The 21,904-nt window shown below is 61.6% G+C and carries 21 protein-coding genes; 9 read left to right on the forward strand and 12 right to left on the reverse strand.

Going from position 1 to position 21,904, the window contains the following annotated elements; genetic code table 11:
• Positions 1 to 59: 59 nt before the first annotated feature.
• On the forward strand, positions 60 to 1,259 hold the full coding sequence (gene mtnK / locus ACMGGE_RS10975; protein WP_045909608.1) for an S-methyl-5-thioribose kinase: 1,200 nt from the start codon (positions 60 to 62) through the stop codon (positions 1,257 to 1,259).
• 92 nt (positions 1,260 to 1,351) lie between these two features.
• Here the strand turns inward: mtnK and ACMGGE_RS10980 are convergent, their stop codons facing one another.
• From ACMGGE_RS10980 to ACMGGE_RS10995, 4 genes are all read right to left on the reverse strand, one after another.
• Positions 1,352 to 2,593: an LVIVD repeat-containing protein gene (locus ACMGGE_RS10980; RefSeq protein WP_063621121.1), complete on the reverse strand. Its 1,242-nt coding sequence runs from the start codon at positions 2,591 to 2,593 to the stop codon at positions 1,352 to 1,354.
• Between the two features lie 83 nt (positions 2,594 to 2,676).
• Entirely contained in the window at positions 2,677 to 3,741 is a 1,065-nt protein-coding gene (locus tag ACMGGE_RS10985) for a sugar ABC transporter substrate-binding protein (RefSeq protein WP_420293745.1), read from the reverse strand.
• A 19-nt stretch (positions 3,742 to 3,760) separates the two neighbouring features.
• Positions 3,761 to 4,756 (reverse strand): ABC transporter permease, encoded by a 996-nt coding sequence (locus ACMGGE_RS10990; RefSeq protein ID WP_045909610.1) that lies wholly within the window; start codon positions 4,754 to 4,756, stop codon positions 3,761 to 3,763.
• Complete coding sequence (locus ACMGGE_RS10995; protein ID WP_420293746.1) at positions 4,753 to 6,255, reverse strand: sugar ABC transporter ATP-binding protein; 1,503 nt, start codon at positions 6,253 to 6,255, stop codon at positions 4,753 to 4,755. Before ACMGGE_RS10995 ends, ACMGGE_RS10990 begins: the two co-directional genes overlap by 4 nt.
• Before the next feature lie 159 nt (positions 6,256 to 6,414).
• Here ACMGGE_RS10995 and ACMGGE_RS11000 point away from each other — a divergent pair, with 159 nt between their 5' ends.
• The 4 genes from ACMGGE_RS11000 (at position 6,415) to ACMGGE_RS11015 (ending at position 9,169) form a co-directional block, all read left to right on the forward strand.
• The gene (locus tag ACMGGE_RS11000; RefSeq protein ID WP_420293747.1) at positions 6,415 to 7,503 is read left to right on the forward strand and encodes an oxidoreductase; all 1,089 of its coding nucleotides are present in this window, start codon (positions 6,415 to 6,417) and stop codon (positions 7,501 to 7,503) included.
• A 57-nt stretch (positions 7,504 to 7,560) separates the two neighbouring features.
• The gene (locus ACMGGE_RS11005; protein WP_045909613.1) at positions 7,561 to 8,304 is read left to right on the forward strand and encodes an SDR family NAD(P)-dependent oxidoreductase; all 744 of its coding nucleotides are present in this window, start codon (positions 7,561 to 7,563) and stop codon (positions 8,302 to 8,304) included.
• Between the two features lie 183 nt (positions 8,305 to 8,487).
• Positions 8,488 to 8,790: a type II toxin-antitoxin system RelE family toxin gene (locus tag ACMGGE_RS11010; RefSeq protein ID WP_017899060.1), complete on the forward strand. Its 303-nt coding sequence runs from the start codon at positions 8,488 to 8,490 to the stop codon at positions 8,788 to 8,790.
• Entirely contained in the window at positions 8,765 to 9,169 is a 405-nt protein-coding gene (locus ACMGGE_RS11015) for a helix-turn-helix domain-containing protein (RefSeq protein WP_262823000.1), read from the forward strand. Before ACMGGE_RS11010 ends, ACMGGE_RS11015 begins: the two co-directional genes overlap by 26 nt.
• Here the strand turns inward: ACMGGE_RS11015 and ACMGGE_RS11020 are convergent.
• The 7 genes from ACMGGE_RS11020 to entC form a co-directional block, all read right to left on the reverse strand.
• Positions 9,166 to 9,363: a YbdD/YjiX family protein gene (locus ACMGGE_RS11020; protein WP_006809671.1), complete on the reverse strand. Its 198-nt coding sequence runs from the start codon at positions 9,361 to 9,363 to the stop codon at positions 9,166 to 9,168. The genes ACMGGE_RS11015 and ACMGGE_RS11020 overlap by 4 nt on opposite strands.
• 60 nt (positions 9,364 to 9,423) lie before the next feature.
• Complete coding sequence (gene cstA / locus ACMGGE_RS11025; protein ID WP_223540135.1) at positions 9,424 to 11,529, reverse strand: pyruvate/proton symporter CstA; 2,106 nt, start codon at positions 11,527 to 11,529, stop codon at positions 9,424 to 9,426.
• 149 nt (positions 11,530 to 11,678) lie between these two features.
• The gene (gene entH, locus ACMGGE_RS11030; protein ID WP_021242608.1) at positions 11,679 to 12,092 is read right to left on the reverse strand and encodes a proofreading thioesterase EntH; all 414 of its coding nucleotides are present in this window, start codon (positions 12,090 to 12,092) and stop codon (positions 11,679 to 11,681) included.
• The gene (gene entA, locus ACMGGE_RS11035) at positions 12,093 to 12,845 is read right to left on the reverse strand and encodes a 2,3-dihydro-2,3-dihydroxybenzoate dehydrogenase EntA (RefSeq protein WP_234081434.1); all 753 of its coding nucleotides are present in this window, start codon (positions 12,843 to 12,845) and stop codon (positions 12,093 to 12,095) included.
• On the reverse strand, positions 12,845 to 13,699 hold the full coding sequence (locus ACMGGE_RS11040; protein ID WP_045909619.1) for an isochorismatase: 855 nt from the start codon (positions 13,697 to 13,699) through the stop codon (positions 12,845 to 12,847). The genes entA and ACMGGE_RS11040 overlap by 1 nt, the downstream gene beginning before the upstream one ends.
• 10 nt (positions 13,700 to 13,709) lie before the next feature.
• Positions 13,710 to 15,320, reverse strand: a complete 1,611-nt coding sequence (entE, locus tag ACMGGE_RS11045) for a (2,3-dihydroxybenzoyl)adenylate synthase EntE (protein ID WP_343665592.1) — start codon at positions 15,318 to 15,320, stop codon at positions 13,710 to 13,712.
• Between the two features lie 9 nt (positions 15,321 to 15,329).
• Complete coding sequence (gene entC, locus ACMGGE_RS11050) at positions 15,330 to 16,505, reverse strand: isochorismate synthase EntC (protein ID WP_343665590.1); 1,176 nt, start codon at positions 16,503 to 16,505, stop codon at positions 15,330 to 15,332.
• A gap of 188 nt (positions 16,506 to 16,693) precedes the next feature.
• Here entC and fepB point away from each other — a divergent pair, with 188 nt between their 5' ends.
• Positions 16,694 to 17,653 (forward strand): Fe2+-enterobactin ABC transporter substrate-binding protein, encoded by a 960-nt coding sequence (gene fepB / locus ACMGGE_RS11055; RefSeq protein WP_420293748.1) that lies wholly within the window; start codon positions 16,694 to 16,696, stop codon positions 17,651 to 17,653.
• Between the two features lie 83 nt (positions 17,654 to 17,736).
• On the opposite strand, the gene entS is transcribed toward fepB, so the two are convergent.
• Positions 17,737 to 18,972: an enterobactin transporter EntS gene (entS, locus tag ACMGGE_RS11060; protein ID WP_223540130.1), complete on the reverse strand. Its 1,236-nt coding sequence runs from the start codon at positions 18,970 to 18,972 to the stop codon at positions 17,737 to 17,739.
• A gap of 108 nt (positions 18,973 to 19,080) precedes the next feature.
• Here entS and fepD point away from each other — a divergent pair, with 108 nt between their 5' ends.
• From fepD to fepC, 3 genes are read left to right on the forward strand one after another with little or no spacing between them, the layout of a single operon-like run.
• Positions 19,081 to 20,085, forward strand: a complete 1,005-nt coding sequence (fepD, locus tag ACMGGE_RS11065; protein WP_262790285.1) for a Fe(3+)-siderophore ABC transporter permease — start codon at positions 19,081 to 19,083, stop codon at positions 20,083 to 20,085.
• Positions 20,085 to 21,074: an iron-enterobactin ABC transporter permease gene (gene fepG, locus ACMGGE_RS11070; protein WP_420294188.1), complete on the forward strand. Its 990-nt coding sequence runs from the start codon at positions 20,085 to 20,087 to the stop codon at positions 21,072 to 21,074. Before fepD ends, fepG begins: the two co-directional genes overlap by 1 nt.
• Complete coding sequence (fepC, locus tag ACMGGE_RS11075; protein WP_262802228.1) at positions 21,071 to 21,865, forward strand: iron-enterobactin ABC transporter ATP-binding protein; 795 nt, start codon at positions 21,071 to 21,073, stop codon at positions 21,863 to 21,865. The genes fepG and fepC overlap by 4 nt, the downstream gene beginning before the upstream one ends.
• The last annotated feature ends 39 nt before the right edge of the window (positions 21,866 to 21,904 follow it).

Below are 21,904 nucleotides of genomic sequence, written 5' to 3' on the forward strand. Positions count from 1 at the left end.
GAAATCCAGATGTATAGACGTCTACATGTCTTTATTAGCAAACCCGTGAGGAGCAGGCCATGTCGCAATACCGTACCTTTACCGCTCAGGACGCCGTGGAATATGCCAGGCAGTTTGGCGGCCTTGACGATCCTTCATCGCTGGTGGAGGCGCAGGAGGTAGGCGACGGCAACCTCAATCTGGTGTTCAAAATCTTCGACAGCGCGGGCGTGAGCCGCATCATCGTTAAGCAGGCGCTGCCCTACGTGCGCTGCGTCGGCGAGTCCTGGCCGCTGACGCTGGACCGCGCCCGTCTGGAGGCGCAAACCCTGGTCGAGCACTACCGGCACAGTCCGCAGCACACGGTGAAAATCCACCACTTTGACCCGGAACTGGCGGTGATGGTGATGGAAGATCTCTCCAGCCATCGCATCTGGCGCGGCGAGCTGATCAAAAATAATTATTACCCGCAGGCGGCGCGTCAGCTGGGTGAATACCTCGCGCACGCGCTGTTCCACACCAGCGATTTCTACCTGCACCCGCACGAGAAAAAAGCGCAGGTGGCGAAATTTATCAACCCGGAGATGTGCGAGATCACCGAAGATCTGTTCTTCAACGATCCGTACCAGATCCACGAACGCAACAGCTACCCGGCCGAGCTGGAAAATGACGTCGCCGCGCTGCGCGACGACGCCCAGCTGAAAATTGCCGTGGCCTCCCTGAAGCACCGTTTCTTTTCTCAGGCTGAAGCCCTGCTGCACGGGGATATCCACAGCGGCTCGATTTTTGTGGCCGACGGCAGCCTGAAGGCCATCGACGCCGAGTTCGGCTATTTCGGGCCGATGGGCTTTGACGTCGGCACCGCTATCGGCAACCTGCTGCTGAACTTCTGCGGCCTGCCGGGACATCTGGGCATTCGCGATGCCGCCGCCGCCCGCGAACAGCGCCTGACCGATATTCAGGAACTGTGGAACACCTTCGCGGAGCGCTTCCAGGCGCTGGCACATGAGAAAACACGTGACGCCGCGCTCAGCGCGCCGGGCTATGCCTCCGCCTTCCTGAAAAAGGTCTGGCATGACGCCATTGGATTCTGCGGCACCGAGCTGATTCGCCGCAGCGTCGGGCTTTCCCACGTCGCGGATATCGACACCATTCAGGACGAGGCGATGCGCCACGAATGCCTTCGCCACGCGATAACGCTCGGCAAGGCGCTGATTGTTATTGCTGACCGTATCGACAGCGCGGAAGATCTGGTGGCGCGGGTGCGGCAGTACAGCTGAGTGCCGGCTTTGTGCCCGGTGGTGCTGCGCTTACCGGGCCTACGGCTGCAAAATGTAGGCCGGGTAAGGCGAAGCCGCCACCCGGCAAAAACTCACCCCAAATACTCAATCACCGACAACCCACCGTTATAGTCCGTGCTGTAGATAATTCCCTGCGCATCCACGAACACGTCACATGACTGGATCACCTGCGGGCGATTCGGGCGGGTATCCATCATTTTCGCCGGCGCGGCAGGCACCAGCGCCCCCGTTTCAACCGGACGATACGGATTGGAAATATCATACGCGCGCACGCCCGCATTCTGATACGTGGCAAAAATCAGCGTGGAGCTGACAAAGCTCCCCGGCCGGTTCTCGTGCAGGTTGTGCGGCCCGAAATGCGCCCCTTTCGCCACGTAGTCAGTTTCGTCCGGCTGTGGGAAGGTAGAGATGCTTACCGGGTTCGACGGCTCGCGGATATCAAACAGCCAGATCAGCTTCTCCCCGTCCTCCTGGTTGTCGAGCACCGCTTCATCCAGCACCACCAGCAGATCGCGGTCCGGCAGCGGCAGCGCGGTGTGCGTGCCGCCGCCAAACGGCGGGCTCCAGTTACGGTGGCTAATGAGCTTAGGACGGGTACGATCCTTCACGTCCAGCAGCGTCAGGCCGCCGTCGCGCCAGCTGCCGTACGCGGTATCGCCGGCAATAATCGCATGGTGGAGCGCGTAGCGTTTCCCTTCCGGCCAGTTCGGCTGTTCGCCTTCGGCCTGGTTCATCCCCGGCAGCCACCAGCGCCCTGCCACCTCAGGCTTACGCGGGTCGGCCAGATCGATCGTCAGAAAGATGTAGTCGGTAAAACCGTCGATCAGCGCTGACACGTACGCCCAGCGGCCACCGACGTACCAGATGCGGTGAATGCCAATCCCGCTTAGCGACAGAAAGCCGATTTCGCGCGGCCTGTCCGGAGTGGAGATATCAAACACGCGCAGCCCGGCGCTCCAGCCTTTGTCCTGCACGTCGCGGACAGTCTCGCCCACCTGGCGGGTGTAGTAGACCTTCTCGTCGGCAAAGCGGGCATCGGCAAACAGATCCCGGGCGTTGATGACCAGCAGCAGGTCATCATGCGCCTGCAGATGTACGTTCCAGGTGCCGGGCGGCGCGGGCACGTAGCCCGCCGCTTTCGGGTTTTTCGGATCGCGCACGTCGACAATCGAAAAGCCCTGCGACACCATATGGCCGATATAAGCGAAACCGCGGTGCACCATCAGTTGCACGCCGTCCGGGCGACCGCCCTGATCGCTATGGCCAATCAGCCGCATGTTGCGGCTGTATTCGGGTTGAGGTAATGCAGACATAGTTGAGTCCTTTCGCCGGATGGCGGCTTCGCCTTATCCGACCTACAACACCGTAGGCCCGGTAAGCGAAGCGCCACCGGGCATTATTTTGACCTGGCTTCCAGCGTCGCAAACCACGGGGCGATAAAATCTTCCGTCTGGCCCCAGCCCGGAATGATTTTCCCCAGCGACGCCACGTTCACCGCGCCCGGCTGGGCGGTCAGCAGCGCCTGCGGAATAGCGGCCGCCTTAAAATCGTAGGTCGCAGGCGTGGCTTCCCCGGCAATTTTGTTCGCCACCAGACGCACGTTGGTCGCCCCAATCAGCTTCGGATCCACCGCCACGCTCACCTTCCATGGGCTGCCCGGCTCGCGCATCAGCTGCAGATCCTGGTTGGAGATGTCGATGCTGTAGAGTTTGATCTCGGTACGGCCGTTCTCTTTCAGCGCTTTGTAGGCGCCCTGACTGAAGGCGTCCCAGGTTCCCCAGATGGCGTCGATTTTACCTTTCGGGTATTTCGCCAGAATCGCACCTACCTTGTTGGCGGTGTCGCCCTGCACGTCAGAAGAGACCGCGCCGATAGACTCCAGCTCTTTGATGTCCGGGTACTGTTTTTGCAACTCTTTATACGCCGCCTGACGACGCTCCATCGGCGGGAAGCCCGCCACCCACAGCTTGACGATATTGGCCTTGCCGTTGAAATCTTTCGCCAGCTGGCCGAAGGAGAGGTTCGTCAGGGAGGCATCGTCCTGCTGGGTGACGGTCACGCCCGGGATCTCGCCGTTGACCGCCGTATCAAATACCGCGACCTTAATCCCGGCATCCACCGCCTTTTTCACCAGCGCGGTGGAGTACGGATCGCGGCCCTGAGAAAGGATAATCCCGTCGTACTTCTGGCTGATGGCCTGGTTCACGAAGTCCTGGAATTTGGCGTCGTCCCCGTTGCTTAAAAAGGTGCTGACCTTAAAGCCAAGCTTTTTCCCTTCCTGAATGGCCCCGGCAACAAACTGCGTGGTGTTGTCGTCTGAGCCGAGGTTACGGATCACCGCGATGCGAATGGGGCCGTCATGGTTGGCAATGGCCGCCGGAAGCGGTGCGGGCGTGGCCGCGAAGCCAGGCAGAGCGGTGAATAACCCTAATGCCACCAAAGAGAGTGCAATCTTCTTCATTTTTTATCCCGTTGTGTTGTCAGCGTTTTTGTATATAGGTAATCGCCAGCGCTACCGCGAGCACCAGCCCTTTTATAATGTCCATGGCGTAATACGGCACGGAGAGCATCACCAGCCCGTTCGACAGCACGCCGAGAATAACCGCCCCGACCAGGGTCCCCAGCGCATTCGGCTTGCCGGACCCGGCCAGCGAGAAACCAATCCACGCCGCCGCCACCGCATCCATCAGGTAACCGCCGCCCGCGTTTACCTGCGATGAGCCAATGCGCGAGGCCAGCAAAATCCCGCCCAGGCCCGCCAGCAGGGAGGCAATCACGTAGGCCGCCACCTTGTAGCGGGTGGTGCGAATCCCCGAGAGACGCGCCGCCTCCGGGTTGCCGCCAATGGCGTACATCCGACGACCGTGAGTGGTGAGCGACAGCCCCAGCTGCGCCAGAACCGTCACCACCAGCATGATGATCACAATCGTCGGCACCTGCCCCAGCAGGCTGAACGTCGCCGGAATGGTGCCTTCCGCCATGTCGCCGCTCGGCAGCACCATGTTCTCGGTAATCGACCCGCCGTAGCTGTAGGTCATCGCCACGCCCTGGATCACAAACAGGCTGGCCAGCGTCGCGAGCATGTCCGGAATGCGCAGGATGACGATCAGAAAGGCGTTAAACAGCCCCACCAGCGTGCAGAGCGCGAGGGTGATCAGAATCGACTCGGTGGTGCCGAAGCCGTGCCAGACGAAAAGGGAAATCACCAGCGCGTTCGCCAGCGACGCGGTCGATCCTACGGAGAGATCGAACCCGCCGATGGTCAGCGATATCGACACGCCGATAGCTATCACCGTCACGATGGCAATCGAACGCAGAATATTGATGATGTTGTTTGGATCGAGGAAGCTGTCCGACGCCAGGCCAAAGACGGCCACCAGCGCGACGACGGTTAACAGCATGCCCCACTTGTAGAGAAAATCGAAAATCTGCTGACGGCCAGACGCCGTCGCGTTTACTGAAAGGGCCTTGCTCACGACGCCGTTCCTCCGGTTGAATAATAAAGTAGTGTCTCTTCACGGGCCTCGGCCCCGGCGATTTCCGCCACGATGCGCCCGTCCCACAGCACGCAGATGCGGTCGCACAGCCCGACCAGCTCGGCAAACTCGCCGGAGGCGTAAATCACCCCTTTGCCCTCGCGCGCCAGGCCGTCAATTAGCTGGAACAGATCGGTTTTGGCCTTCACGTCCACGCCTTTGGTCGGCTCGTCGAAGATCAGCACGCTCGCGTCATTGCGCAGCCACTTGCCGATGGCGACCTTCTGCTGGTTGCCGCCGGACAAACGTCGCAAAACCTGTCCGGGACCGCGGGCGCGCACGCCGACGCGGGCGATCACCTCCTCCGCCCAGCGCCACGCCTGACGATGGCCGAACAGGCTCCAGCGCGAGAAGCTGTTATCGGCGCACACGGCAAGGTTCATGCTCACCGGCTCGTCGATAAAAATGCCCTCTTTGCGCCGCTCTTCCGGCACCAGCGCCAGGCCGCGCAGCACCGAGTCCGCCGGGTCGCGCGGCTGCCAGGGTTGTTGATTCAACTCACCGCGCGACACGCGGCTTTTGCTGGCGCCAAACAGCGCCTTACAGAGTTCGGTTTTGCCCGCGCCCGCCAGCCCAGCAATACCGAGAATTTCGCCCTTACGCAGGTGCAAGGAGATATCTTTCAGCAGCGCGTCGTCGTGCAGCCCTTCTACCCGCAGCAACGTTTCGTCGCCGTGCGGCGGCCGCGCGGGCGGGTAGATATCGCTCAGCACGTGGCCGAGCATCTTCTCGACGATCGCTTCGCCGCTGAGATCGGCCATCGGGCCGGACTCGATCAGCTTGCCGTCGCGCAGCACCGTCAGGGTGTCGCAGATGGCCTTCAGCTCGTGAATGCGGTGGGAGATAAACACCACGCCGATGCCCTGCTGCTTTAACCGTCTCACCACCGCAAACAGGCGCTCACTCTCGTGCGCGTCCAACGGCGCGGTGGGCTCATCAAGAATGAGAAAACGGCAGTGGTGTGACAGGGCGCGCGCCAGCAAAATCTGTTGCTTTTCGGCAAGCGTGCAGCTGTCGATGGAACGCCGTACGTCCAGAGCAACGTCCAGCTGCGCCAGCGCCTGTCTCGCCTGCTGGCGGATCACGCGCCAGTTAAAGCGATGCCCCGGCTGCGCCAGCTGGTCGAGCATGATGTTCTCGGCGATGCTTAACCCCGGGATCAGCGCCACGTCCACCTCCTGCTGCACAAGGTGGATGCCCAGCCGTTTGGCGTCGAGCGGTTCGCGGATGCTTACCGGCTGGTTATTAATGGAGATTTCGCCTTCATAGTGGTCGTGCGTCCCGCACAGCACCGCCATCAGCGTCGATTTCCCCGCGCCGTTGGCGCCGGTCAGCGCATGTACCGATCCGCCGGTTAAGGTGAAGTTCACGCGCGACAGCGCCTGAAACCCGGAAAAGGCCAGGCTGATACCGCACATTTCAAGGCGACTGGAAACCATCCGCGTAAATCCTTCATTACTCTTCTGATTTATCGAATTTTTCACAGCTCCGGTTGACTGACAACGACGGAAAAGGCATAAGTTAAAGCGAAATATTATTAGCCATCCGGATGTCCAGACATAACATCGGGTTAGCGCTTGCTAAAAAAGGACAACACCATGAGCAACACCGATATCCGCGTCGTGCCTGGCCCGGCGAACTACTTCTCCCATCCCGGAAGCCTTGCGCATCTGAATGACTTCTTTACCCAGGAGCAGCTTTCCCGCGCGGTGTGGATTTACGGCGAGCGCGCTATCGACGGCGCGCGCCCGTTCCTGCCGGAGAGCTTTCACGCGCCGGGGGCGAAACACCTGCTGTTTAAAGGCCACTGCAGCGAGCGCGACGTCACCCATCTTGCGAATAAATCCGGCAGTGATGCCAGCGTGGTGATTGGCGTCGGCGGCGGCGCGGTGCTGGATACCGTCAAGGCCGTGGCGCGTCGTCTGGGCGTGCCGTTCGTGGGTATCCCCACCATTGCCGCTACCTGCGCGGCATGGACCCCGCTCTCCGTCTGGTACAACGATGCCGGGCAGGCGCTGCATTTTGAGATCTTCGATGACGCCAACTTCCTGGTGCTGGTAGAGCCACAGATCATTCTTAACGCACCCGCGGAATATCTGCTGGCGGGTATCGGCGATACGCTGGCGAAGTGGTACGAAGCGGTAGTGCTTGCTCCGCAGCCTGAAAACCTGCCGCTGACCGTGCGGCTGGGCATCAACGGCGCGCTGGCGATCCGCGACGTGCTGCTGGAGCGCAGTGAGGAAGCGCTGGCCGACCAGCAGCGCGGCGAACAGACGCAGGTCTTTCGGGACGTGGTGGATGCGATAATCGCCGGCGGCGGAATGGTCGGCGGTCTGGGCGAGCGCTATACCCGCGTGGCGGCGGCGCATGCGGTGCACAACGGCTTAACCGTGCTGCCGCAGACGGAAAAATACCTGCATGGTACCAAGGTGGCCTACGGCATTCTGGTGCAGAGCGCCCTGCTCGGCCAGGACGACGTGCTGGCACAGCTGGTCTCAGCGTATCGACGTTTTAACCTGCCGACCACGCTTCGCGCGCTGGAGGTCGATATTCACAACCGCGACGAGCTGGATAGGGTGATTGCCCACACTCTGCGTCCGGTGGAGTCAATTCATTATCTGCCGGTGACGTTAACGCCTGAGGTTCTGCGCGCGGCGTTTGAGAAGGTGGAATACTTCAGCCGTTAATCTCCCTGACCGTCTATACCTAATGATGATTCTTACCACTCTCGTAACGAGGTCATCATGCAGATCGATTTAACAGGTAAAAAGGCGCTGGTTACCGGTGCCAGCCGCGGGTTGGGTCGGGCTATTGCACTGTCGCTGGCGCGCGCCGGTGCGGATGTGATTATTACGTATGAAAAATCTGCCGATAAAGCCCAGGCAGTCGCTGAGGAGATTAAGGCGCTGGGACGACACAGCGAAGCTGTGCAGGCCGACAGCGCCAGCGCGCAGGCGATTCAGGATGCCGTTACCCATGCGGCGCGTTCCCTTGGCGGGCTGGACATTCTGGTCAACAACGCAGGTATCGCGCGTGGCGGCCCGCTGGAATCCATGACCCTGGCGGACATCGACGCGCTCATCAACGTCAACATTCGCGGCGTGGTGATCGCCATTCAGGAAGCGCTGGTGCACATGTCCGACGGCGGGCGCATTATCAACATCGGCAGCTGTCTGGCCAACCGCGTGGCGATGCCGGGTATTGCCGTTTACTCGATGACCAAGTCTGCCCTTAACTCCCTCACCCGCGGCCTGGCGCGCGATCTGGGCCCGCGCGGTATTACCGTTAACCTTGTCCACCCCGGCCCCACCAACAGCGATATGAACCCGGAAGACGGCGAACAAGCGGAAGCCCAGCGCCAGATGATCGCAGTCGGTCACTACGGCCAGCCGGAAGACATCGCGGCGGCGGTCACCTTCCTCGCCAGCCCGGCCGCCGGGCAGATCTCCGGCACAGGGCTGGATGTCGACGGCGGGTTGAACGCCTGATCGCATATTTCCTGCAAGCCTCTGTCGCCCGGCAGAGGCCTTCTCGAGGCGCCTCGACGGTTTGCGTTTTGCCTCTTACCTGTATTTTTTCTCCGCTCTACAGTACCCCATAAGAAATTCGGAATTTATCTAATAGTCTTATTATTTCCTTATATTTTGTGTGGGCGTACAGTGGAGGTACGGATGAAGATTGTCTGGTCAAAAACAGCAGAGAAGCAATTTTCTAAAATCGATACGCGATATCAGAACCGCATTAAATTCAGGCTGGAGAAGATGGATGATAAAACATCACCTGTCGCGGATATCAAGAAATTATCTTCTCCCGAAAACCACTACAGGTTGCGATTAGGTGATTACAGGGTCATTTACACCTTCGGAGACCCGCCGGGTGATACCTGTTACGTAGTGGCGGTAAAACGCCGGACAACCACCACCTACCTTCATGAGGAGCATACGGAATATGACTATTCAGTTCATCAAGGATGAAGAAGGAAAAAAACAGTATGTTGTCATTCCCTACGATGAATATTTTCGCATGCGTTTAGCCACGCTTGAGTATGATGACGATGATGAAAACGACTGGGAAGACATCCCTTACGAATCAGATATCTACGATAACGTAGGTTTACCGGGTGAAGTGTGCGACATCATGCATAGCGAGAACGTCAGCCTGCAGGCCGCGTGGCGTATCCTGCGTGGGTTATCCCAGCAAGAGGTGGCGGAGAAACTTGGCATCAGCCAGTCCGCCGTGTCACAGCTGGAAGCGCTGGACTCCCGTCCGCAAAAGCGCACCCGTGAAAAGCTGGCGGCGATCTACGGCTGCAAGCAGGAGCAGATCAGCCTCTATTTACCGAAAGAGGGTTAACAGCACTTCGCCCCGCCCTTGCCGCCGTAACGGGCGTCCTGGCGGTCACGGAAAAATTCTTCGTAGGTCATTGGCGTCTGGTCCGGATGATTGACGCGCATATGCTCGACGTAGTTGTCGTAGTCCGGCACGCCAATCATCATTTTGGCGGCCTGGCCCAGGTACTTACCGGCTTTGGAAAGGGTGTCGAACATGATTCTGATCTCACAGGGAATGTAGGCCGGGTAAGGCGAAGCCGCCACCCGGCACAAAGGTTAGTGCGCCCCTTTCGCCTGGGTCACAATCTCTTCCAGGTTTTCAGGCATTGGCTCATACGGCGTCTCTTTCGCTGTTGGCGTGTCGACTTTCAATGCCGCCAGCGCGGTCTTGAGAGAATACAACGCCAGCACCACGACCACCACCATAAAGAAGATGGTCAGCCCGGCGTCCAGACGGTTATTAAACACCAGCTGCGACAGCTGTGATTCGGTGTACTGTGCCGGGATCTTGCCGCTGTCGAGCATCGCCTGGAACTTGTTGGCAATTGCCAGGAAGCCCACCTTGTTATCCGGGCTGAACGCCTTCTGCCAGCCCGCCGTCAGGGTACAGATCAGCAGCCACGCGGTAGGCACCAGCGCCACCCACGCATAGCGCTGGCGCTTCATCTTGAACAGCACCACCGCGCAGAGCATCAGCGCCATGCCCGCCAGCATCTGGTTGGCGATACCGAACAGCGGCCACAGGGTGTTAATCCCGCCCAGCGGATCGACCACGCCCTGATGCAGGAAATAGCCCCACGCCAGCACGCACAGCGCCGTCGCCAGCAGGTTAGCCGGGAGCGAGTCGGTCCGCTTCAGGTTCGGGGAGATGACGCCCAGCAGATCCTGCAGCATAAATCGCGCCGCACGGGTTCCCGCATCCACCGCCGTCAGTATAAACAGCGCTTCAAACAGAATGGCGAAATGATACCAGAACGACACGTCCATCAGCCCGCCCAGCGCGCCGTGGAGAATATACGCCATGCCCACCGCCAGCGTCGGCGCCCCGCCCGCGCGGGAGATAATGGACTGCTCGCCCACTTCGCTGGCGATGCTCGTCAACGTATCAGGGGTAATCGCGAAGCCCCAGCCGCTCACCACCTGCGCGGCAGATGCCACCACGTCAACGGTACCGGCCGGAGCCAGGACCGCCATCGGGCTGTTCATCGCGAAGTAGACGCCCGGGTCGATAATGCAGGCGGAGACCAGTGCCATGATGGCCACGAAGGACTCCATCAGCATGCCGCCGTAGCCAATCAGGCAGGCCTGATTTTCATTCGCCAGCATCTTCGGCGTCGTCCCGGAGGCGATCAGCGCGTGGAAGCCCGACACCGCACCGCAGGCGATGGTGATAAACAGGAACGGGAAGAGATTCCCAGTCCAGACCGGGCCGGTACCGTCGATAAATTTGGTCAGCGCCGGCATGGTCAGCGTTGGGCGCATAATCAGAATACCGATTGCCAGCCCGACGATGGTGCCGATTTTCAGGAACGTTGAAAGGTAGTCGCGCGGGGCCAGCAGCAGCCACACCGGCAGCACCGCCGCCACAAAGCCGTAGCCCACCAGCATCCAGGTCAGCTGTACGCCGGTAAAGTCGAAGAACGGCGCCCAGGTCGGGCTTTCCGCCACCCAGCCGCCGGAGATAATGGCGAACACGAGCAACACCAGACCAATCACCGACACTTCACCAATGCGGCCCGGACGCAGGTAGCGGATGTAGATCCCCATGAACAGCGCCAGCGGAATGGTAAAGGCTACGGTATACGTTCCCCACGGGCTGTGGGTCAACGCTTTCACCACGATCATCGCCAGCACCGCGAGGATGATCACCATGATCATAAAGGTCGCCACCAGCGCAATCACCCCGGCAGTGGCCCCCATCTCCTCTTTCACCAGTTCCCCCAGCGAACGTCCGTCGCGGCGGGTGGAGACGAACAGCACCATAAAGTCCTGCACCGCCCCCGCCAGCACCACCCCGGCGAGGATCCAGATCATCCCCGGCAGGTAGCCCATCTGCGCCGCCAGCACCGGGCCCACCAGCGGGCCTGCTCCGGCGATCGCCGCAAAATGGTGACCGAACAGCACTTTCTTGTCGGTCGGCACGTAGTCCAGACCGTCGTTATGGCGGACGGCAGGCGTCATGCGGGTGCTATCGACCGCCAGAACATTTTTAGCGATATAGCGGCCATAAAAACGATAGGCGATCAGGTAAACGCAGACCGAGGCAACGACGATCCAGAGCGCGTTGATCTGCTCCCCCCGGTTGAGGGCGATGTAGCCCAGGGCAAAGGCTCCCACAACGGAGAGCCCTGCCCATGTAAGGTATTTCCCTGAGTTGTTCATAGTTGTTGTCCGTTGTTGTGAAACAGTGAGATGTTACATTTTGTTTCTAGAACAACCGGAAAAATTTAACAACTTTGAAACGCAATAATGCGTGGTCAAACCAGAGATTTACACCACAGTGTTAAGCCGATCACTTTGATCTGCCTGGGCTAGCCCAGCACCATCGTACTCAACCGGCAGGTACAGCACCGCCGCCCCTGCTCGTCGAAAACCCCAATCTCCCAGCTCTGGCTCGAACGCCCAAGATGCAGCGGCTGACACACGCCACGAACCGTGCCGTGGGATACCGCCCGATGATGCGTGGCGTTCAGCTCCGTTCCCACCACGCTCTGCCCGTCGCGGGTCATCAGAAATCCGGCCATTGAGCCGAGCGTTTCCGCCAGCGCCGCCGAGGCCCCGCCGTGGAGCAGGCCAAACGGCTGATGGGTACGCGCATCCACCGGCATCTCTGCTTCCAGCGCGTCATCCCCGAGGCGGGTATAGACGATCCCCAGGTTCGCCACCAGGGTATTCACGCTGGTGGCGTTCAGTTCCTCAAGCGATAAATGACGTTTCCAGATCATTTATGCCCCCAGCGTGGAGCCGCCGTCCACCACGATATCCTGCAGGGTGATATGGCTGGCGGCATCGGAGGCAAGGAATAGCACGGTCGCAGCTATCTCCTGAGGACGGGCAATTTTGCCCAGCGGAATACCGAGCTTAAACTGCTCGCCGAAGCCGCGAATGCGCTGCTGCTCCGCATCGTCGCTTTTCCACAGGGTGCGCTGCATATCGGTGTCCGTTGAGCCCGGCGACACCAGATTGCAGCGCACGCCGCTGCCTGCCAGCTCCAGCCCGACGGTCAGGGCCAGGCTTTTCAGCGCCGCTTTCGATGCGCCATAGGCGCTCATGCCGATGCGCGGCGCGTGCGCCGCGTCGGACGCCACGGTAACAATCGCCCCGCCCTGCTGACGGCGGAACTGCCCCATGGTCTGCTGGAACAGATTGAATGCACCGCCAACGTTGACCGCAAAGGTGTCCTGCCAGTCCTTCTGCGAGAGCTGGTCCGTCGCCCCCATGCGCAGAATGCCCGCCGCGTTGACCAGCACGTCCAGCCGTTCGAGCGAAGCCAGCACGCGCCCGCACACCTCATGCACCTGCGCGGCATCCGCCACGTCCAGCGTTTCGGTGGTAAACGGATAGTGATCCTGCGGGAAGGCCAAATCGAACCCGGTCACCTGCGCGCCGGCTTCGGCAAATGCCAGTGCGGTCGCGTAGCCAATCCCCTTCCCCGCGCCCGTCACCCAGACGGTTTTACCGGTGAAATCCCATCCCATCACTTCACCTCGCGGGAAAGCAGCGCCCACCAGGCGTCGAGGGTCGGATTTTTCGCCAGCATCACGAAGTCGATATCGCCGTGTACTTTGCGCCAGCGGGCGGCCAGCGCCATCATGCGCACTGAATCCAGGCCGTAGTCGATCAGGTTTTCGTCATCCATCGGCTCGTCGGACTCGTCCAGCAGCGGCAGAATAAGCTCGCGCAGTGCGGCCTTCGAGGCCGGAACGGACGGCAGCAGTTCGTCGGTCATCACCACGCGGCCCGAGCGTCCGGCCACATAGTTCAGCGACATCAGGTGCTCGTCACGGGTGAAATCCGCCAGCGCGTCGGCAATGAAGAACGGCTTAATGTCGCGCATAAAGGCGTCGGTGGCGGTGGTCATGCAGCCAATGTGGGCGTACACGCCGGTAATCAGCAGCTGGTTGCGGCCCGTCTCTTTCAGCATCTGCTCCAGCGGCGAGCGGTGGAACGCGCTGTAGCGCCACTTCACCAGCACCGTGTCCGCTTCGTCCGGCGCCAGCTCGGCGACGATGCGCTGCTGCTCCGGCGAACGGGTCAGGCCCGGGCCCCACATGTCGTTCAGCAGGGCGCGATCGTCGTCGCTCTGCTCTTTTGGCTGCGCGGTGTAGTACACCGGGATATTGTGTTCTTTGCACCAGGCGCGCAGTCTGGCGATGTTCGCCACCACCTGCTGCATCATCTCGCTGTTTTCGCCCCAGAAGTTCAGGAAATACTCCTGCATATCGTGGATCAGCAGCGCCGCGCGCTCGGGCTCAAACGCCCAGTTCACCTTACTGGTCGGCAGCTCTGCGGCGGTCGGCAGCGCGTAAGCGGTTAATTTTGGAATGGCCATACTCTGTTCCTCAGCCCCGGGCGCGTTCAGCAAGCCACAGGCGCAACTGTTTCTTATCGACTTTGCCGACCGGCGTCAGCGGGAGCGCATCCACGCTCTCCACGCGGTCCGGCAGCTTGAATTCGGCGACGCCCTGCTCGCGCAGGAAGCGACGCACCTCCACCGCGCGCAGGGGCTGTTTCACCACCAGATACGCGCAGCTCTTCTCACCCAGCAGGCTATCCTCCATGCTCACCAGCGCGACGTGGATCACCGACTCATGGCGCAGCAGCAGGTTCTCGATCTCTTCGGCAGCAATCTTCTCGCCGCCGCGGTTGATCTGATCTTTCTCGCGCCCCTGCACGGTGATGTAGCCCTGCTCGTCAATGGCGATCAGATCCCCGGAGCAGTAAAAGCCGTCGGCGTCGAAGGCGCTGGCGTTGTGTTCCGGGCTGTTGAAATAGCCTCGGAAGGTATACGGACCGCGCGTCATCAGGCGCCCGACTTCCCCGCGCGGCAGCGGGTTGCCGTGCTCGTCCGCCACCCACACTTCGTCGTCCGGGCACATCGGTCGGCCCTGGGTGTTGATGATGCGTTCCGGCGCGTCGTCGAGCGCGGTGTAGTTCACCAGCCCTTCTGCCATGCCGAACACCTGCTGCAGCTGGCAGCCAATCTCCAGCGGAATGCGCGCCGCGAGCGTGGCGGAGAGGCGTGCGCCGCCCACCTGGAGCAGCTTTAGCGACGCAAGCTGGGCGTTGCCCGCGCCGTCGGCAATCGCCTGTAACCAGAGGCTTACCGCCGGGGGCACCAGCGAAGTGACGTTAATCTGATGCTGTTCGATCAGCGGGAAGCAGAGCGTGGCGCTCGGATCGTTCGCCAGCACCACGCAGCCACCCGCGGTAAAGACGCCTAACGATCCCGGCGAGCTCATGGCGTAGTTGTGCGCCGCGGGCAGCGCGTTCAGATACCGGGTATGCGCAGTGATACCGCAGATCTCGTTGCTGCGGCGAATGCTGTAGTCGTAGTCGTTGTGTGTCCGCGGGATCAGCTTCGGCGTGCCGGTGCTGCCGCCGGAGAGCTGGAAGAACGCCACTTCGTCGGCGGGCGTCGGGTTAGGGATAAAATTGTCCGCCGGACGCGCAATCGCCGCGTCCAGGGCATATTCACCCTTATCGCCGCGCAGGAGCACGACGCGCACAGAGCGATGTTCATCCACAAAGGCATGAAGAAAATCATCGCCCGCAAACAGCGCATGGTCGCGATCGGCGATCAGCACGGCGGGGTTGATCTGCGCCGCGTAGGCGTTCAGCTCGCTACGCTGGTGGCTAAAGAGCGCGTTGACCGGCGCGACGCCAATTTGCAGCAACGCGAAGAAGGTCATGTAGAACTCGGCCACGTTGCCAAGCTGCACCAGCGCCGTCTCGCCACGCTGCAGCCCACGCGCCTGAAGGGCTGAGGCCAGGTTGTTTACGGCCTGATTCAGCGCGCGGTAGGTAATGTGGCGATCGCCATCGATAATCGCCACCGCATCGCTGTCCGCCCGATCCGTCAGGATGTGGGTCAACGGCAGATCCTGCCAGTAGCCTTTTTCACGGTAGCGGCGGGCAAATGCCTCAGGCCAGCGGGTAAAGGGAATGGTCATGAGTCTTCCTTAGTGCAAACCAAACACGTTGAGCATGGTGGAGAGCTTCACGCCCGTCTCGCGCCACTCGCCCACCGGGGAGGAGGCAGGCACAATGCCCGCACCGGCAAACAGGCGAACGGTATTTTCACGAAGACGTGCGCAGCGGATGGTCACCACCCACTCGCCGTTGCCTTCGCTGTCGCACCAGCCAACGATGCCGCCAAACAGCTCGCGGTCGAACGGCTCCAGCTCGGCAATCAGCTCTTTCGCCGCCTGATGCGGGAAGCCGCTCAGCGCCGGGGTCGGGTGCAGCAGGCAGGCCAGGGTCAGGGCATTCTCGTTTTCACGCGCCTCGCCTTCCACCGGCGTCGCCAGATGCCACAGCGTCGGCGTGGTAATCAACTGAGGAGAATCAGGCATGCTGAGATGATGGCTGCGCGGTGCCAGAATGGCCCTCATCGCCTGGGTGACCAGGTCGTGCTCATGGCGGTCCTTTTCCGAGGCCAGCAGCTTATTGCCCGCTTCGCGATCCAGCACATCGTCCGGCTGACGGCGCGCGGAGCCTGCCAGCGGCAGCGAGCTAAAGTGCGCCCCCTCTTTGCGCAGCAGCAGCTCCGGGCTGGCGCCCAGCAGCACGCCGCCGTCTTCCAGCGGCACGTGGAAGTTGAAGCTCGCCGGGTTCTGGGCGATCAGGCGCTCCATCAGGGCACCGCTGTCCATGCGTTTGTCGGTCGCGATATCAATCAGGCGCGACAACACCACCTTGTTCACCTGCGGCGTGGCGGTCAGCGACGCGGCGCGAGCGACCATCTCTTCGAAGACGGGCTGCGGCGGGATCTCGGTGCGTTGTGCCACCTTCAGCGCCTGCGTGCCGGAAAAATAACGTGCGGACTGCTGACGTGCGGGACGGGAAAAGGTTTCCCAGCGTTGCGGAATAAACAGCGACGAGGGCTTGCGGGTGTCGAACGGGATCGCCCCCACCATCACCGGGTGAGCAATACCGCTGGCTTTTGCCGTGCGGAAGGCCTGGGCTAATTTTTGCTGGAAGCGACCCGCCGGATCGTCACCGCCGACGGCGGGTTCACTGAAGCGGGCAAAGCAGCCGGACGTGGTAAAGCTGCGGTAAGGCGACATAAAGAAAAAACGGTCTGATTCCAGCGTGGTTGCGGCGTGCTGAACTTCCTCAGCCAGGGACGTATCCATATCATCCTCCTAAAAATGATAAAAGAAGCAATAATGATTATCATTTATATTTTCGTCGGCTAACCTAATCCCACATCGCTTCGCTGTCAACCGTCGGACAAATAACTTGTGCGACAAAAGCTTGCATCCCGGTGCGGTAACTATGAAAATGAGAAGCATTATCTTCAACAAAAACAGGATCCCGCGCTGTGAAATTCCCTGCCGTTTTCCGTAATCCCCTGCTTTTATTCGTGCTTTTTGTTTTAGGACTTACCTCAGCCGCTGCCGCCGACTGGCCGCGTCAGGTGACTGACAGCCGCGGGGTTCACACGCTTGAGAGCAAACCGACGCGCATTGTCTCCACCAGCGTGACCTTAACCGGCTCCCTGCTGGCGATTGACGCACCGGTCGTCGCCAGCGGCGCGACCACGCCGAACAACCGCGTGGCGGATGGACAGGGTTTCCTGCGCCAGTGGGGCGATATCGCGAAGCAGCGCAAAGTTGCACGGCTGTATATCGGCGAGCCGAGCGCCGAAGCGGTGGCCGCGCAAATGCCGGACCTGATTTTGATCAGCGCTACCGGCGGGGATTCCGCACTGGCGCTGTACGATCAGCTTTCCGCCATTGCGCCGACGCTTATCATCAACTACGACGACAAAAGCTGGCAGGCGCTGCTGACCCAGTTGGGCACGATCACCGGACACGAAAAGCAGGCCGCCGGGCGCATAGCCGCGTTTGATACGCAGCTCGCGCAGGTGAAACAGCAAATGACGCTGCCGCCGCAGCCGGTGAACGCCATCGTCTACACCGCCGCCGCGCATTCTGCCAACCTGTGGACCGCGGAATCGGCGCAAGGCAAGCTGCTGCACCAGCTGGGCTTTACGCTGGCGGAGCTGCCTGCCGGGTTGCAGACCTCAACAAGCCAGGGCAAGCGCCACGACATTATCCAGCTGGGCGGTGAAAACCTGGCGACGGGGCTAAACGGCGAAGGGCTGTTTGTGTTTGCCGGTGAAGAGAAAGACGTGGCGGCGATTTACGCTAACCCGCTGCTGGCGCACCTGCCGTCGGTGAAAAACAAGCGCGTGTGGGCGTTAGGAACCGAGACGTTCCGCCTGGATTATTACAGCGCGATGTTGGTGTTGCAGCGTTTAGAGGCAATTTTCGGGTAATGCATGCGCCCGGTGGCGCTTCGCTTACCGGGCCTACGGGTGCAAAATGTAGGCCGGGTAAGGCGCAGCCGCCACCCGGCAAATCACACAGGGGCACTCTCCTGCCTGAACCGCCGCAATTCCACCAGCGCCACTAACAAAATCCCACCAACCATCGCTAACACAAACCCGCTGCTGCTCGCCGATGCCACCGGGCTCATTATCGCCCCCAGCCCGCCGAGGATCGCCGCGCCGATGGCATCGCCCGTGACGTTCTGCGCGGTCCACAGGCCGTTGATGCGCCCGAGCATCCCTTCCGGCGTCTGGGTCTGGATCAGGGTGTACTGCAACAGCGAGCTGATGGCGCTCAGCCAGCCAAAGATCACCAGACACATCACCCCGAGCGCCCAGACCGGCATCAGGCTAAAGAAGCCAATGGCGATAAACGAGGCCAGCGTGGCAAGCAGCATAATCAGCCCCGGACGCGCGCTCTGCGCCAGGTTGCCGCTGGTCAGCGCCCCGCAGGCCGCGCCGAGCGGAATCGCGGCGTACAGCAGGCCAATCTCCGAGGCGCTCATCCGCCACTCTCCCGCTAACGCCGGATACAGCACGCGCACGGCGCTCGCCATGGTCAGCAGGCCGCCAATCAGCGCAATGCCGCCAATCAGCGGGTTACTGAACAGAAAACGAATAGCAGCCATCAGTGATGTCAGCGGATGCTCGCGCGGCTGCGGCGGGGGTGGCAGCAGCGGCAGGCGCAGCAGCGTCAGCGTGGTGATAAACGTCCCCGCCGCTGCCAGGCCGTAGTTCCACGCCACGTTGCCGGTTGCCAGCAGCAGGCCGCCGACCATCGGCGAAATCACCGAGCCAAGGCGCACGGTGAGCATGGTGATTGCCCCCGCCTGCATCAGGTTCTCGCGCCCGACCAGCGCGGGCGTCGCCGCCAGCAGCGCCGTCACGCCTAAGGAGGCAAAGAAACCGTCCCACAGCCCGAGGGCATATATGGCCATCAGCGACGGCTCCGGCAGCATGGCGTTCAGACACAACCCGATAAAGCCCACGCCGCAGGTGCCGCGCGCCAGCAGGATCAGCTTTTTACGCTCGTAGCGGTCCGCCAGCACGCCGCCGACCATCAGGCCGATGAACATCGCCCCGCCGGTTAACGTCACCGATAACCCCACCAGCCAGCTGGAGTGCGTCATAGTCTGGATCTGGACCGGCACGGCCACGCCGAGCAGACCGAGGGATAAAATGGAGATAAAACGAGCGATAAAGACGGCGCGATACGCCGGGTGCGTTTTGAGCAGGCTGAGGTTGAGCAGCCAGGATTTTTGATTCATGACAAAGCCTTGAGTGTAATTCTACCCATTCCATGGGCGCACATGCTAACATAGCCAAATAAGATAGATAACGATAATCACTATCATTATCAAATCATGGATGTTGCTATGTCGTTTTCCTCTTCTTCGGTGCGCGCCATTGCCGTGCCCGTTTTATTGCTGCTATTGAGCCTGGCGATTGCGCTCAGCCTGCTGGTCGGCGCCAAGCCGCTGCCCGCCTCCGTTATCGTTGATGCGCTCTCCGGCACCTGTCAGAGCGCCGACTGCGTCATCGTGCTCGACGCCCGCCTGCCCCGCACCCTTGCCGGACTGCTGGCCGGCGGCGCGCTCGGCCTTGCCGGTGCGTTGATGCAAACCCTTACCCGTAACCCGCTGGCGGACCCCGGCATTCTCGGCGTGAACTCCGGTGCCAGCTTTGCCATCGTGCTCGGCGCGGCGCTGTTCGGGTTAACGTCGCCCTCTGAACAGTTGGTGATGGCCTTTTGCGGCGCGCTGGCCGCCTCGCTGGTGGTGGCGTTTACCGGCAGCCAGGGCGGCGGACAGCTGAGCCCGGTACGCCTGACGCTGGCGGGCGTGGCGCTTGCCGCGGTGCTGGAAGGCTTGTCCAACGGCATCGCCCTGCTCAACCCGGACGTTTACGACCAGCTGCGCTTCTGGCAGGCCGGCTCGCTGGATATCCGCACCCTTGAAACCCTGAAAGTGGTGGCGATCCCGGTGATGATTGCCGCCGCCGTAGCGCTGTCGTTAAGCCGGGCGCTGAACAGCCTGAGCCTCGGCAGCGACACCGCCACTGCCCTCGGCAACCGCGTGGCGCGCACGCAGCTGACGGGTCTGCTGGCCATCACCGTACTGTGCGGCAGCGCGACCGCCGTGGTTGGCCCGATTGCCTTTATCGGCCTGATGATGCCCCATATGGCGCGCTGGCTGGTGGGGGCGGATCACCGCTGGTCCCTGCCCGTTACGCTGCTGGCGACCCCTGCCCTGCTGCTGTTTGCCGACGTGCTGGGCCGCCTGCTGGTGCCGGGCGAGCTGCGCGTCTCGGTGGTCAGCGCCTTTATCGGTGCGCCGGTGCTGATCTTCCTGGTACGACGCAGACGCGGAGGTGGCGCATGATGGCTCCGTCCCGGCGTTTAGTCGCCTGCGTCTCCCTGCTGGTTATCGCCATTCTGCTGCTGGCAACGTGGAGCCTGCGCAGCGGCGCGGTGACGCTTGATTTCACCCAGGTGTTTGACGCCCTGCTCGGCAGCGCGCCGCGCAATATCACCCTGGTTGTCACCGAATGGCGACTGCCGCGCGTGGCGATGGCCATTCTGGTGGGCGCGGCGCTCGGCGTCAGCGGCGCGATTTTCCAGTCGCTGATGCGCAACCCACTCGGCAGCCCGGACGTGATGGGCCTCAATACCGGGGCCTGGAGCGGCGTGCTGGTGGCGATGGTGCTGTTCGGCCAGCACCTGACGGCCATCACCTTTACGGCGATGGCGGGCGGCATTCTGACGTCGCTGGTTATCTGGCTGTTGGCCTGGCGCAACGGCATCGACACCTTCCGGCTGATCATTATCGGTATCGGCGTACGTGCGATGCTGATGGCCTTTAACACATGGCTGCTGCTGCAGGCCTCGCTGGAAACGGCGCTTTCCGCCGGGCTGTGGTACGCGGGCTCCCTCAACGGCCTGACGTGGGGCAAAACCTGGCCCGCGGCACCGCTGATTGTGCTGATGTTTATCGGCGCGCTGCTGCTGGTACGGCGCATGCGGCTGCTGGAGATGGGCGACGACAGCGCCTGCGCGCTGGGCGTGGGCGTTGAGCGCTCGCGCCTGATGCTGATGCTGGTCGCCGTACTGCTGACCGCCGCCTCCACCGCCATCGCCGGGCCGATCTCATTTATCGCCCTTGTCGCGCCGCATATCGCACGACGTCTAAGCGGGACGGCGCGCTGGGGATTAACTCAGGCGGCGCTGTGCGGCGCGCTGCTGCTGCTGGCCGCCGATCTCTGCGCCCAGCGGCTGTTTATGCCTTACCAGCTTCCAGTGGGCGTGGTGACCGTCAGCCTCGGCGGCATTTACCTTATCGTCTTGCTCGTTCAGGAGTCACGCAAGAAATGACAGATTCAACCACCCGCTTGCGCGGCGAAAATCTCACCCTCGGTTACGGCAAAAAAATTATTGCCCGTGATTTATCCGTCGCCATTCCGGACGGCCACTTCACGGCGATTATCGGCCCGAACGGCTGCGGAAAATCGACCCTGCTGCGCACCCTGAGCCGCCTGATGACGCCGGTTGCGGGGAGCGTGCTTCTCGACGGCGAGCAGATCCAGCGCTTCGCCAGCAAAGAGGTGGCCAGGCGCATCGGGCTGCTGGCGCAAAACGCTACCACGCCGGGGGACATCACGGTGCAGGAGCTGGTCTCGCGCGGGCGCTATCCGCACCAGCCGCTGTTTACCCGCTGGCGCAAGGAAGATGACGAAGCGGTGAACCGCGCGATGCGGGCGACGGGCATTACCGATCTCGCTCAGCAAAGCGTGGATACCCTTTCCGGCGGACAGCGTCAGCGCGCGTGGATCGCGATGGTGCTGGCGCAGGAGACCTCCATCATGCTGCTGGACGAGCCGACGACCTGGCTGGATATCAGCCATCAGATCGACCTGCTGGAACTGCTGAGCGAGCTGAACCGCGCGCAGGGGTACACCCTGGCAGCGGTACTGCACGATTTAAACCAGGCGTGCCGCTACGCCACGCACCTGATTGCCTTGCGAGACGGGGAGATTGTGGCCCAGGGCGCGCCGAAGGAGATTGTTACGCCGGAGCTGATCGCGCGGATCTACGGCCTGCGCTGCATGATAATCGACGATCCGGTGGCGGGAACGCCGCTGGTGGTGCCGTTAGGCCGACGGTAATTGCCGGGTGGCGGCTACGCCTTACCCGGCGCTTTTGAC

Source organism: Enterobacter sp. BNK-22 (assembly GCF_048684805.1).
Classification (GTDB): Bacteria; Pseudomonadota; Gammaproteobacteria; order Enterobacterales; family Enterobacteriaceae; genus Enterobacter; species Enterobacter quasiroggenkampii.